Below are 13,157 nucleotides of genomic sequence, written 5' to 3' on the forward strand. Positions count from 1 at the left end.
TTGATTAAGGCTTTAAGCGCACGCCCTGGTTGTAGGCGTGCACCACGGTAGCGAGCTGGGCCCGGCTGACGCTGTTGGTGGCAAACTGCCGCTGAAGCACGGGGTCGGCCGGGAAAAGGGATGCCACGAAACCACCGGGGGCTAGTTTCTGGTCGAAGCCCGGCGTGCGGCCGGGCGCGTAGGCAAAGAACGTGGCGGTGCCGGACTTGCGCAGCACGGGCAGCTTCACGTGGGCCTTGAAGCTCGGGCCCAACTCAGCCTGGTAGTGGTAGTAAAATAGCTCCACCGGGCCCGTTTCAAGCATTTCCAGCCAGGTAGCACCCGGAAAATCCGCATCGGTGCCGCTGAGAAAACGGAAGTCATTCACCCGAATAAAACGATGCGTGTCAATGGTGAAAGCCGGCAGGTCGGCGGGGCGAAAAGTGCGCTCCCTGCTGTTTTTGCTGCCCACTACCACCGTGGGGCGGCCGCCTTCGGCCAGCACCAGCTTCAGCGAAGCGGTGCCCTTGGTGCCATTAGCCAGCTGGTAGGTGCCGGGTGCAAATATGAACTGCGCCCGCGCCAGCTTAGGCAGAAAAAGCCCCGCCGCCAGTAGCAAACAGAATAAGCGCACCGAAACAATCATGGAGAGACGGCAGGGTTTAGCGGGTTGGTGCCGAACGGGTTGCCCAAGCGCGGGCAATCGGTGCTCGGGATGCCGATGAGCATGCGGGACATTCCGTTAGCGCTTCGGCTCGGAGTTGTAGGCCTGAATGATGGACCGCACGGTTTCGATGGTGTAGGATTCCTTGTTGAGACGCGCCACCAAATCGGGCCGGTCCTTGATGAACGTCGCGATAATGGGGCGGGCCTTTTTGGCAACGGCCGGGACGCTGCTTAGCGGTTCGCCCCGACGCCGTAGCAGGATGAGCCCCGTCATAATATTGTCATTCATCAGACTCATGCCGCCCGGCCGGCTGTTGGCCACCATGAGCGTATAGCTCAGCAGCTCCACCCGACCGGTATCGAGTACCTCGGCAAAATCGTGCTTGACGCGAAACTTCATCGACATGGGCAATCCGCTGTCGAGTGTGAAATCATGCACGGAAATAAAGTTTTTGCTTGCCGCCCGAAAGGACTTTACTTCCTCTGGAGCAAAAGATGCTTTCTTGTTTTTCGGGCCGGATTTTACCACCAGCTCGGCTCCCGGACCAGACTTGTACTTAAGTTCGCCTTCGCCTTTTGTACCGTTGGTTAGCTCGTAGGTGCCTGGGGTGAAGTCGCGTTGCGCGAAGCCAATGGCAGGCAGTAGCACAAGGGTAAGGAGCAGGTACAGAAAACGCATGAAAAAGAAGAAAAAAGGGGTGAAAATGTATTTGTGATTGGGCAGGTACGCGCAATGTACTCCTACACGCTCATATTCTCCACCGCCGCTTCCTGCAGCTCGGCCGTTTCCTCTTGGCCCAAGTACCGGTCAATCAGGAAGTGCGCCAGATACAGCACCGGCGTGAGTAAAATGGCGGCCGCGAATTTGTACCAGTAATTGGTGTTCGCCACGCTCACCACTTGGTCCATCGTCCAGTTGCCGAACACGTAGAAGGCCACGTAGAGCACCACAAACGAATCAACGAGCTGCGAAATCAGCGTGGAGCCCGTGGCCCGCAGCCAGATATACCGGCCGCCCGTGGCCTTGCGGATGGCTGCGAAAATGGTGGCATCCAGCACCTGGCCCACGCCAAACGCTATAATGGAACCCGTGATGATGCCCAAGCCCTGGCGGAAAATGCTCTGGTAGGCAAAGTCGATGTTGAACGGCCGGCCCTGATTATCCGTCTTATTCACATCGAGCCAAAAATCAGCCGGGGGCAGCTTGGTGGTGAGGTAGATAACGCCAAAGGCGAACAGGATAAGCGCCACCGTGAGGTAGCTGATGCGCAGCACACCCGCCTTGCCAAAGTATTCGTTGATAATGTCGGTGGTCACAAATACCACCGGCCAGATGAGCACGCCGGCCGTGAGGTTGCCGGGTAGGAATGATACCAGTTTACCAACCGAGAAAATCTTGACCCCGATGATTTCGGCCAGCAGGGCATTTACCAAAAAAATGCCGCTGAGAACGAGGTAAAGCTGCTGTTTTTTGAGCGCGAAGCGGGACATGGCGGAGAGGGGAATTAAAAATCAGGTATTAAAAAATTAAAAAGGGGCCACGGCGGCTTACCGAAGGGTGCCGCAGCAATGGATGCTTGGGCACTTTTAATTTTTAACTCTCAATTTTTAATTAAAGTGAAACCACCAGCCCTTCGGTGGCCAGCTCGGCGGTGCTGAACACGGCCTGGGCTTCGTGCAGCAGTGGCTCGAAGGATTTGTAGCGGCTGGAAAAATGGCCCAGCAGCAGGCGCTTCGCACCCGCAGCCTCCGCAATCTGGGCGGCCTGGCGGGCGGTGCTGTGATGGGTTTGGGCCGCCCGGTCGCGCATCTCTTCCAGGAACGTAGCCTCGTGGTAGAGCAGGTCGACCCCACGAATGAGGTCGGCCAGGGCGGGCGTATACAGCGTGTCGGAGAAGAAGGCGTAGCGGCGCGGAACGGGCACGGGGCCGGCCACATCGGCGTGGCGCAGGCCGGGCTGCTGGTCGTCGGCGGGCAGGTCGTGGCCCTGGGCCAGGCGGGCTAGCTGCTGCGGCGAGAGGTCAGTGGGCAGTTTGTCCTTTAGCAAGTTGGCGCGGCGCGGCTTTTCCGTGAACAAGTAGCCGGCGCAGGGGATACGGTGACGCATGGGCAGCGTGGCCACGCTCAGGTGCTCATCTTCGTACACCACGGCGTGGATTTCGGTGTTCACGGCCACAAACTCCATCGCAAAGCCCAGTTGCATGCTCGAAACCCGGGCCTGCACCAGCAGCACCTCGTCGAGGCCGGGTGGGCCGATGATGGTGAGCGGCTGGGTGCGGCCCTGTAGGTGCATGGTGCCCAGCAGACCAAACAGGCCAAAGTAATGGTCGCCGTGCAGGTGCGAGATGAAAATGGCCCGTATGTGGTGCGGGCGCACCCGGTGCTCCAGCATCCGCCACTGCGTGCCCTCGCCGCAATCGATGAGATAGTTGCTGGCACCGGCCGTGAGGACCTGTGCCGTGGGGTGGCGGGCCATGACCGGCGTGGCCGAAGCCGAGCCCAATATCTTCAGCTCAAAAATCAAGGCGAATAATTGTTAGGTGCGCGAAGGGCAGGAGGGGAATGGGCCGGAAACAAAAAAATGGTTGCCGGTTGCCAAGTTCAATAACTGACAATCGGCAACCAACTACTGACAACTAAAAAGCCCTACTCTTTATCCGTCAGGTCGCGCTCGATGGCGTGCAGAAATACGCGGTCGATGCCTTCCTCCACGGTGGGCAGGATGTGCAGCACCGACTCGAGCTTGCTGATGGTGATAAGCTTCAGCACGTGGTCTTGCAAGCCGGTGAGCACCAGCAGGCCACCCGTGGAATTGCACAAACGGTTGGCGATAAGAATAGAGCTGAGGCCCGACGAATCCGTGTATTTCACGTTCGTAAGGTCTAATATCAGGTTGTTGATGCCTTCGGCGTTCAGCTTCACGAATTCCGATTTGAGGTCGGGCGCGACGGTGGTGTCGAGCTTCTTTTCCTCAATGGTAATGATGGTGTAGCTTTCTTTTTTATCAATCGTGTACTTCATACAGCGTAGGGCAAGGAGACTAAGAGAACAGCGAAGGTAAAGAAAAAACCTAAAATCTGGGGTGAAGTCGGCTAATGTTTTGTGGCCGGCCGGGAAGCGGCCGCAGCCGGCCCGGCAAAGGTGAGCGATGCCCAGGTCGATTGCCAGTCGGCGCGGTCACGAAACGAGGCTGGGGCCGCGCTCATATCCACTGCTGCCAGCAGGTAGGGTCCCGGGCCGGACAAGCGTAACAGCACACGGCCGTTTTGGTTGGCGCGGGTGGTATAATGGGTGGTGGGCAAGCCGTTGGGCTGGCGCTGCCACACCTGCACGGCCGCCCCAAAAGCGGGCTTGCCATTGCGTAGTACGCGCACCGTCAGGGCTTTGTCGGCGGCCAGGCGGTAGGGGTTTTGCTCGGGTACTATTTCCAGCGGCAAGCCATAGACTCGGCGGTAAGCGCTGTCGGTAGCGGGCGAGGTGGCGGCGGCATCGCCCACCTGCACCAGGGTCTTGGCGCAGCGGCGGTAGGCTTCGCGGCCGGGCAGGGCGGTCTGGTCGCGCTCCTGGCGCAGCTTCAGAACGTAGTCGAGGCCTTCCTCGCGCAGGTAAGCGGTGAACTGCTTGGCGGGCAACTCAATAAACGAGTTGGTGGAGCGCAGCAGTACGACGTGGGTACCGGGCTGCGCAAAGGTGAAGGCCGTGCGGAACGTGTCGGTAGGAGCGAAGCCGGGAGCCGGCGTGAGGTCGGTGCTGTCGGCCGCTGCGGGGCCGTAGCGAACCAGGCGCTGGACCTTGGCGGCTTTGTTGGTCCAGGGCTCGCCGTGGAAGTTTTCGCCCACCAGCGGGCGCAGGCTTACCGTTTGGCCGCGCTGCAGCCGGAAGCGCGGTGCTTCCAGCCAGAACTCATGGGCGAGGGTGGCGGTGGTAATCATACAGAACGCCGTCGCAGTGAGAAATCTGCTGTTCATGGTAACGTTGTTAATCTGCTTCTGCGCCCTCAGCGGAAACCTCGGCGGCCTCTGCGGGCTAAAAGTCGTTGGCTGAAATTTAGCCCGCAGAAGGCGCTGAGGTTTCCGCTGAGGACGCTGAGGATTTATTGCCGCTCCAACGCCAAGGCGTAGGCGCGGTCGTAGTGCACGCGCAGGTTTTTCCAGTCGAACAGTTCAGCTGAGCTTTCCACGGCGTTGCGCTGCATGATGCGTTCGCGGCGGCTGAGCTGCACAAACTGCCAGAGCATCTCGGTGAGCTCCTCGGCCGATTCGTCGAAGGATTTTTCCTGGCGGTGCACCACAAAAATGCCTTTTTGCTCGGGGTCGGGAATGGTTTGGAGCACGTAGTCGCCGAAGCCCGACAGGTCGGAAGTGATGGCGGGCACGCCCCGGGCCACGCATTCGAGCGGGGTGTAGCCCCAAGGCTCGTAGTAGCTCGGGAACACGCCCATGTGGCAGCCGCGCACAAACTGACCATATTCCATACCCAGCAGGGGTGAGGAGGGCGACACGAAATCGGGGTGATACACCATCTTCACCCGGTCGTGGCGGTGATTCAGCAGGTCGGCCCGGCGCATGAAGTTCAGGATGTCGTCGTCGCCGTCGTTTACCAGGTTGTGGGTGATGACGGGCGGCAGGGCGGTGGTTTTCCAGCTTTGCAGCGTGCGGCGGTAGCGCAGCTTCCAGTAGTCGTCCACCATCGCGCCCAGCTCGGGCAGCTTGTGGTCCTGGCTGGCGGCGGCGGCGTAAAAGAGCCGCTCGCCCACCTGATGCTCGATGGCGCGGCAGGTTTCGCGCACTTCATCGAGCACGGCGCGGCGCTCCAGTACCTGCGGGTTGATGCTGGTGAAGGGCCGCTTGGTGATGAAGAACATCACCACCTGGCCTTCCAGCCCACTTTGCTGCAGGCGGTGGTTGAGGCGGGCCAGGGCCTCCAGGGTCAAATCGAAGCCCTTGTTGTGGTACTCGTAGCGGCCCGAGGTGAAGAAGTACAGCGTCTTGTCCAGGTCAAAAGCATAGGACTGGAAGAAGTGCGCCATCACGAATTCGTGAATCTTGGCCTTGTACTGCTGGTGCAGGTTCTGGAATTCGTGCAGGGCCACAAACCGCTCAATGTTGAGGCCGTTGGGCAGCACGGCATCCGGAATTCTATCCAGTAAATAGATGCACTCGCGCACCGTGAGCTCGCTCACCGTGGTGAAAACGTGGCTGCCGTGGGCGGCGGCGCGTTCCATGCGCACGGCCGGCTCGATGTTGAATTTCTTCGCCTCGGCTTCCCAGTCCACCCACATGAGGTGGTCGTAGAATGCGGCATCGTTCATGGCCAGGTAGCGGCCCAGCAGCGTGGCGTGGGTGGTGAACAGCAGGTGCGCCGGAACCTGCAGGCGGCGCAGCTCCGGAATGGCCACGCCGGTCATCCACTCGTGGAAATGGCCCAGCAGGCGCTGCCCGGCCACTACCTGTTGCGCTACGTGCTGAAAGAAAATGGTGGTGAGGTGACCAAAAGCAATAACCTGGTGCAGCAAATCGTCGGTGTCGGGAGCCGGAATGCCGTGGCGGGTCCAGAGGTCGGTTTTGAGCTGGCCCAGCTGCGGGTAAGCCTGAAACGGGTTGATGAGCACCGTGCGGGGCCGGCCGGTCACCAGCCAGGTGCCCAGCTGCACGTCGTAGCCCTGGGCGCGCATGGCGCGCACGGCGGCGGCGTAGGGGTCGGAGGCGGTATGGAGGGCCAGCTCGTCCATGGGCTCAAACTCGCCCTGGGCTTGGTTAGCGAAGTAGGGCCCCAGCAGGCAGTACCGTTCGCCCCAGGCGGGCATGGTGGCCGGCACCTTGCTGCGGATAACGGTATAGATGCCGCCTACCTGGTTGCAGACTTCCCAGGCCACTTCCACCAATAGGGCATCGGGGAAAAGGGCATCGGGGGCGTGGGGCGTGGGCTGCATAGAAAAGCAAGAGTGGGGCGAAAAGAATGCCGGGAACGTGGCGAAAGGTAAGCCGCTTGCGATTTAGTTGCCATTGGAGGTGGAATAATTTTGCCGGTCCGCTGAAATCCCTGTCGTTGCTCGTCCGGAAACTTCGCACGGCCAGCGCGGTTACCCGCTCTGCCAATGCCGCCGTACCAATGCAGGCGGCAGCCGCAAGTTCCATTTTACTCATCCCAACCCATGGCTGATACCACCAACGTTCTCACCCTCGAACACCCCATTCTGCCCGTGCTGACCCAGCGCCGCAGCCCCCGCGCCTACGCCGAAGCACCCGTGCCCACCGAAGCCCTGCATCAGGTGTTTGCCGCCGCTTCCTCGGCCGCGTCCTGCTTTGGCGAGCAGCCCTGGCGCTACCTGGTGGGCGCGCGCGCCGAGCAGCCAGCCGCTTACGACAGCATTCTGGCCAGCCTGGGCGAGTTCAACCAGGTATGGGCCAACAAGGCGCCCGTGCTCGCCGTGAGCATTGCCAAGCTGCACTTTTCGCACGATGCCAACCCCAACGCCTGGGCCCGGCACGATGTGGGCCAGGCCACGGCCACCCTGGCCATTCAGGCCACCGAGCTGGGCCTGCAAATTCACCAGATGGCCGGCTTCTCGCCCGACAAGATTCGTGAATCTTTCAATATTCCGGCCGACTATGAGCCCGTGGCCGTGTTCACCCTCGGCTATCCCGGCGACGCCGCCACCCTGCCCGACGGCCTGCGCGAGAAGGAAACCGGTCCCCGCGTGCGCAAGCCGCTGGCCGAATTCATGTTTGAGGGCAGCTGGCCCACGGCTGAGGGCGAGCGCTACGACCAGGCCCCGGTATAATTTTGAACGAAGTAGCTGCAGGTTGCAAAGAGAGTTAGGCTTTACGCACCTCGCCCTTTACAGAAGCCCCAACGCGGCGGCATACCGGTAGTAATCATCAGATAATGAATCGTAAAGTCCCGGCGGGGCAACACTTGCCAGTACGATGGGCGGGTGTTGCCCTGCCGGGATATTGGGACTGATTGACAGCTGGTTACGGCCGGTATGCCGCCCCGATGGGGCTAATATCCGGGACGTTTGCGTAATTCCTGGCTTTGCAGCTTGGGTTGCTCGCCTAGTGCAGCGGCCGCCTTTTGATAATGCCGCCCTGGGCGTCGTCGATGCCGTACTGCACGATGAAAGCCTGCGGGTCGATGCGCTGCACCTCGGCCCGGAGCTGGGGCAGCTCTAGGCGCGTGACGACGGTGAAGATGATGTCGCGCTCGCTGAGCTGGTCGTTGCGCTTACCGAAACCGGCCTTGCCCTGGTAGAGGGTCACACCCCGGCCCAAAAACTCGGTGATAACGAGCCGGATAGCCTCGCTTTGCTCCGACACAATAGTGACGCCGGTGTACTGCTCGATGCCGTTGAGCACAAATTCCATGACGCGGGCTGCGGCAAAGTACGTGAGCATGGAGTACAACGCCGGCTCGGTGCCGAGAATAAATACGGCTCCCAGGAAAATTACCAGGTTTAAAATTAGGATAATGTCGCTGACTTTGAGCAGCATCAGGTGCCGGCTGGCAAGCAGGGCGGCAATTTCGGTGCCGTCGAGCACGGCCCCGCCGCGCATGGCCAGCCCAATGCCCGCCCCGATAAACACGCCGCCAAATACGGCCGTGAGCAACTTGTCGGGTGTCACGTCGGGAAAGGGCACGACGGCCAGCACCAGCGCCAGCCCACCGATGCCCAAAGCGCTGCGCAGGGCAAAGCGGTGGCCCATTTGCTGGTAGCCCAGGGCCACAAAGGGCAGGTTGATGATGAGAATGAGCGCCGCTAGTGGTAGGTTGAACGCCGCCGCCAGCAGCATGGACACGCCCGTTACCCCGCCATCGATGAAGTGGCTGGACAGCAGGAATCCCTTCAGCCCAAACGCCGCCGAAAAAACCCCGGCCACGATGAATACAGCATTGCGCAGCTCCGAAGCCGGACTGTTAATAAAGGTGGCGGGAGTCTGCATGGGTTGCTATTAGAAATGCACACAAACGCCCTGATGGGTGCAATGGGTCCAGCATGACGTTTCTGAGTAAATAGTTAGAGGCGGCTGAATCTGATGTCGAGGCGTGGCGACTTAACTTTCCCGCGATAAAATCAGGGTGGAGTAGGGAGCCAGCGGAATGCTGCCCTGCCACTCGTAGCCATCCTGCGGGCCTTCTTCGGCCTCCATGCCGAAGCTGTTCATGTCGCCAAACTCGCCGTCGTAGCCGCGCCAGTCGCTGTTGAAACGCACCTTCCAGCTACCCGCTTCGGGCAGGCCGATGGTGTAGGCCTCGTGGGTTTGGTTGGCAAAGTTGGCCAGCACAATGGTGGCCTGGCTGGCCTCGCTGCCCGTATCCCAGCGGGCGAAGGCCAGCACCTTCGCCTCGTTGTTGATATGAAATACGTGGATGTGCTGCCCGCGCAGGCCCGGCGTGAGGCCGGCCCGGTTGCGGCGCAGGGCAATCAGGTCGCGGTAAAGGTGCACTAAGCCCTTGTAGTCCTCGGCCTGCTGCCAATCCAAAGGCTCGGTGTCCACAAACGAGCCATCGGCCAGGAACTCCTGGCCCTGAAACAGCATGGGGATGCCGGGGGCCGTGAACACCAGCGCCGCGCCCAGCGTGGCGCGCTTCTTCGGGAACCAGTGGGCCGCGTCGCCGGGCATGATTTCCTTGGGCACGCGGCTTTTGCCGTTGGCCACCTCGTCGTGGCTTTCCGTGTAAATAACGCGTTGAAAAGCGTCGTCATTGTAGGATTTCGTCAGCGCTTCGGCTACGGCGCTCATGTCACGGTCGGCGTCGTGCTGGGTGGTCAGGGCCTCCCGAATGGGGTACACAAAGGCGTTGTCCCACTGCGAGTCGAAGCCCTGGCCACCATTGGCCACCGCTTCGGTGATGCTGGCATTGCCGCGCAGGTCTTCCGCGATGGTGATTTTCCAAGGCATTGTCTGGTCGATTTCGGCGTTAATCCAGCCCATCAGGCTATGGCCGTCGGGCAGGTCGGCGCCGGGGTCTTCCTCGCCGTTCACGTTGCGAACGAAGGCAATGGCATCGGCCCGCAAGCCATCGCAGCGGTATTCTTCCAACCACATCAGCGCATTGTCGCGGATGTACCGGCGCACTTCGGGGCGGCCGTAGTCGGGGCGGTTTTCGCCCCAGGGCGTTTTGGCGCGCCAGTCGTTGTAGAAGTAGATGCCGCCACCGTCGTTTTCGCTCCAGCCATCGAACTGCCAGAGGTTGAGGTCGCCGGGGCCGAAGTGGTTGTACACCACGTCCAGGACCACGGCAATACCGTGCTGGTGGGCCTGCTTCACCATTTCCTTAAAGGCCACCGGCCCGCCGTAGTCGCTTTCGAGCGCAAACGGGTTGGCCGGATTATAACCCCAGGAGCGGCTGCCCGGGAACTCGGCCGCCGGCAGCAGCTCGATGCAATTGATGCCCAAATCGCGCAGATAGGGCAGCTTTTCGGCCACGCTCCGAAACGTGCCCACTTGCTGCTGGTCGGGGGCGTTGAAGGTGCCCACGTGCAATTCGTAAATCACCAGGTCGTTCCAGGCGGGCATCTCGAAATGGTCGTCGCCCCAGTCAAACGCCGGGTCGTGCACCACCGACGCGCCGGCCGAGTTGGTCATTTCCCGGGCGTAGGGGTCGTTGCGGTCAAAGGTCTGGCCCTGGTTTGTCAGGTGAAACTTGTACTCGTTACCAGCTTTGGCGGCGGGCACATCGGTGGCCCAATAGCCGTTGGCTTCGTGTTGCAGCGGGTTTTTCAGCGCGTCCCAGTCGTTGAACGTGCCGATGACGGACACCTCGTCGGCGTGCGGAGCCCAGACCCGGAAGGTGGTGCCGGCGGCGTGCAGCACGGCCCCCATGCCGGGCTGCGGCGCGGGGCCAGTGGGGGCGGTTTTGGTCGGGGCGGCTTTAGTAGTTGCCTTGGGGGCTGATTTAGCGCTGGAAGCGGGTTTGGGAGCGGAAGAGTGGGGCATCGAAAGCAGACTGCCCGCCGTCCGGGCAGCCGAAAATGCGGCCGGTATTGGGCAGTGGGTACTCTCAGAATACGAAGAGGCCGTGCTTTAGGCTAAAAGCGCGGCCTCTTCGTATTCTGATGGCTTGTTTAACAGGTAATTGAGAAGTCCTGCCCGGGTCTCAAAGCCTGAACGTCCCCAGTTTTTGAGCGTGGTCACCCTGCTATACCAGCCCCTTACTTTTCCCTGGAACCGAGGCACTGATAAGGGCTTCCGAAGCGGACTCAAGAGCGGCGTAAGGCAACTCTGAGCGTGTGAATCAGGTTTTGGGGGTAACCTTTGCTCTCGCTTTACCGCTTCTTATGCGCCGTCCCAAACCCGTTGTTTTTGGCCTTTACGGCTGGTCGCCCGATTACGGGTTCCGCTACATTCACCCCGCCAACCGCCGCGCGTTCGAGCTGCTGGAGCCCGTGGGCAAGCTATTTGAGAAAATTTCGGAGGACAGTGAAGGCGAGTGGGCCACCATCCGCTACGACGAACAGCAGTTTCTGGTGCGGCCCGAGCTGTTCAAGGAAATCTACCACAAGCCCAAGTTCAGCTTCGGCGATTCGGTGGAAGAGGTAACGCCCGCGCCCGGCCAGTACCGCCACTTCGGGCTCATCTCTGATGTGTTTTGGGACGAAGCTACCGACACGGCTACCTTCATGATTGTGGAGCGGCGGCGCAAACTGCCGCGCGTATTCGCCGCCGCCGAGCTGCGGGCCGACTAACCTGAACAAAGCCAGAACGTCATGCCGAGCGCAGCCGAGGTATCTCGCGTGGGGTAGTAATCAGAACCATCACAACGATGCGGGCGAGATGCCTCGGTTGCGCTCGGCATGACGCTCTTCTTTTCGCACGGACTCCTACACGCCCACGATGATGCCCATCACCACCGCCACCGCCCCCAGCGCGAACAGCGCGGCCCAGAGCGGCGCGGCAAACTTCAGCCACTGCTCAAACCGCACGCCGGTGGCGGCCAGCATGGCCATCAGCGTGCCGTTGGTGGGCGTGATGAGCTCGCAGAGGCCCGCTCCGTATTGAAACGCCAGCACCGTGACTTGGCGCGACAGCCCCAAGATATCGGATAGCGGCACCAGCAGCGGCATGGTGAGCGTGGCCTGCCCGCTGCCGCTGGGCACGGGCACGTGCAATAGAGTTTGCACGCCCATCATGCCCAGGGCGGCCAGCGCCACGGGAAGGTGGCCCAGCGGCTCGGCCAGGCCGTGCACAATGGTATCCACGATGCGGCCTTGTTCGAGCACCACGAAAATGGCTCGCGCAAAGCCAATGAGCAAGGCCGAAAACGCAATGTCGCGGAAGCCCGCGATGAAGCCCTCGGCCGTGCCCGTGAGGCCCCGGCCGCCCAGCAGCCCTGCCGCCAGCCCCAGCCCCAGAAACAGCGCCGACATCTGTTCGAACTCCCAGTGCAGCTGCACCACGCCGTAGGCAAATACGCCAAACGCGGCCAGCATCAGCAGCAGCACCAGGCCGGGCCGCCCGCCGCTGGCCACCGGGCCGGCCGCCGCTTCGGCGGCATCGGCCGTGAGGTCGGGGGCCTGGCGGTGGCGCACGGCGTGGCGCGTGGTGGCCCACAGCCAGCCCGCCACGGCCACCACCAGAAAGCCCAGGCGGTAGGCCCCGCCCGAGAGCAGCGGCAGCTGCGCCAGCTTCTGGGCAATGCCCACCTGAAAGGGGTTGATTGGACTGAATGCCGCCCCCACAAACGCCGCCCCCACGCTGGCCGCCACCGCCGTGAGCACGGGGTAGCCCAGCCGGCGCATGAGCACCAGCAGCACCGGCACCAGCGGAATAATCTCCTCGCCCATGTTTTCCAGCGCGCCCATGATGGCAAAGAGCAGGCCCACCAGCGGTATCACGAGCACCTCGCGGCCGTGGGCGCGGCGCAGCAGCCAGTCTACGCCGAAGCGCAAGGCCCCGGTCTGGTCGACCACCGTGAAGGCCCCGCCGGCCAGGAAAATCAGGAACACCACGGCCGCCGCGTCGGCCAGGCCCTTGGGCACGTCCACCAGCACGTCGAGCGGGCCCACGGGGGCGGCGGGTACGGCGTGGTATGAACCGGCCACTACCACCTGCCGGCCCGTAGCGGGGTCGAGGCGGCGGACAAATTCGCCGGCGGGCAGCACGTAGCTCAGCGCGGCGGCCAGGATAATAAAGCCTACAATAAGCACCAGGGGATGCGGAAAGCGGAAACGATTCATGGCACAAAGTAGGGCGGCTGCGCACGAACTTTGCAAAATCCCCGTTCCGCCTGCCATGACCATTACCGCCTTCAAAGCCTTGCACCAGCGCCACCAGGCCGAGCATCTTGCCCGGCACGGCACCCGTCTGGCCGAGCGCCAGGAGGACAGCTTTGACCTGACGCTTTATGCCGTGGAGGGCTTTTACGCCGAAACATGGCGCAGCCGCAGCGAGGAGCATATCCTCTTCATCCACGTATTTCAGAAGCCCGCCGGGCTGGGCGACTACCTGCGGCTGGTGCAACTGCCGGTGGGCCTGTAAGGTCCTTGCGCCGCCCCGGCACTACTGCCG

13 protein-coding genes are annotated in these 13,157 nt (G+C 61.7%); 3 read left to right on the plus strand and 10 right to left on the minus strand.

Annotated elements, in window-relative coordinates; all coding sequences use genetic code 11:
- Positions 1-4 precede the first annotated feature (4 nt).
- The 7 genes from IEW17_RS08780 to IEW17_RS08810 form a co-directional block, all read right to left on the minus strand.
- Positions 5-625: a hypothetical protein gene (locus IEW17_RS08780; RefSeq protein WP_229748905.1), complete on the minus strand. Its 621-nt coding sequence runs from the start codon at positions 623-625 to the stop codon at positions 5-7.
- 96 nt (positions 626-721) lie between these two features.
- On the minus strand, positions 722-1,324 hold the full coding sequence (locus IEW17_RS08785; RefSeq protein WP_188561670.1) for a hypothetical protein: 603 nt from the start codon (positions 1,322-1,324) through the stop codon (positions 722-724).
- A 62-nt stretch (positions 1,325-1,386) separates the two neighbouring features.
- A complete protein-coding gene (locus IEW17_RS08790; RefSeq protein ID WP_188561671.1) occupies positions 1,387-2,136 on the minus strand; it encodes a queuosine precursor transporter in 750 nt (249 codons plus the stop codon).
- Between the two features lie 121 nt (positions 2,137-2,257).
- Positions 2,258-3,169, minus strand: a complete 912-nt coding sequence (locus IEW17_RS08795) for a ribonuclease Z (RefSeq protein WP_188561672.1) — start codon at positions 3,167-3,169, stop codon at positions 2,258-2,260.
- Between the two features lie 122 nt (positions 3,170-3,291).
- A complete protein-coding gene (locus tag IEW17_RS08800) occupies positions 3,292-3,666 on the minus strand; it encodes an STAS domain-containing protein (RefSeq protein ID WP_046246220.1) in 375 nt (124 codons plus the stop codon).
- A 71-nt stretch (positions 3,667-3,737) separates the two neighbouring features.
- The gene (locus IEW17_RS08805) at positions 3,738-4,577 is read right to left on the minus strand and encodes a DUF4198 domain-containing protein (protein ID WP_188561673.1); all 840 of its coding nucleotides are present in this window, start codon (positions 4,575-4,577) and stop codon (positions 3,738-3,740) included.
- Positions 4,578-4,738: 161 nt separating this feature from the next.
- The gene (locus tag IEW17_RS08810) at positions 4,739-6,577 is read right to left on the minus strand and encodes a glycosyltransferase (protein ID WP_188561674.1); all 1,839 of its coding nucleotides are present in this window, start codon (positions 6,575-6,577) and stop codon (positions 4,739-4,741) included.
- 222 nt (positions 6,578-6,799) lie between these two features.
- On the opposite strand from IEW17_RS08810, the gene IEW17_RS08815 reads away from it, so the two are divergent.
- Positions 6,800-7,429 (plus strand): nitroreductase family protein, encoded by a 630-nt coding sequence (locus tag IEW17_RS08815; protein ID WP_188561675.1) that lies wholly within the window; start codon positions 6,800-6,802, stop codon positions 7,427-7,429.
- A gap of 274 nt (positions 7,430-7,703) precedes the next feature.
- On the opposite strand, the gene IEW17_RS08820 is transcribed toward IEW17_RS08815, so the two are convergent.
- Together IEW17_RS08820 and IEW17_RS08825 are read right to left on the minus strand one after the other, a co-directional pair.
- Positions 7,704-8,588 carry a YitT family protein gene (locus IEW17_RS08820; protein ID WP_188561676.1) on the minus strand — a complete coding sequence of 295 codons (885 nt, stop codon included), beginning with the start codon at positions 8,586-8,588 and terminating at the stop codon, positions 7,704-7,706.
- Between the two features lie 111 nt (positions 8,589-8,699).
- On the minus strand, positions 8,700-10,586 hold the full coding sequence (locus IEW17_RS08825; RefSeq protein WP_229748906.1) for an alpha-amylase family glycosyl hydrolase: 1,887 nt from the start codon (positions 10,584-10,586) through the stop codon (positions 8,700-8,702).
- A 341-nt stretch (positions 10,587-10,927) separates the two neighbouring features.
- Here IEW17_RS08825 and IEW17_RS08830 point away from each other — a divergent pair, with 341 nt between their 5' ends.
- The gene (locus IEW17_RS08830) at positions 10,928-11,335 is read left to right on the plus strand and encodes a DUF6960 family protein (protein WP_188561677.1); all 408 of its coding nucleotides are present in this window, start codon (positions 10,928-10,930) and stop codon (positions 11,333-11,335) included.
- Positions 11,336-11,470: 135 nt separating this feature from the next.
- On the opposite strand, the gene IEW17_RS08835 is transcribed toward IEW17_RS08830, so the two are convergent.
- Positions 11,471-12,826, minus strand: coding sequence for a YfcC family protein (locus tag IEW17_RS08835; protein ID WP_188561678.1), 1,356 nt, complete (start codon positions 12,824-12,826; stop codon positions 11,471-11,473).
- 55 nt (positions 12,827-12,881) lie between these two features.
- Here IEW17_RS08835 and IEW17_RS08840 point away from each other — a divergent pair, with 55 nt between their 5' ends.
- On the plus strand, positions 12,882-13,127 hold the full coding sequence (locus tag IEW17_RS08840) for a hypothetical protein (protein WP_188561679.1): 246 nt from the start codon (positions 12,882-12,884) through the stop codon (positions 13,125-13,127).
- Positions 13,128-13,157: the final 30 nt, after the last annotated feature.

Source organism: Hymenobacter frigidus (assembly GCF_014640435.1).
Classification (GTDB): Bacteria; Bacteroidota; Bacteroidia; order Cytophagales; family Hymenobacteraceae; genus Hymenobacter; species Hymenobacter frigidus.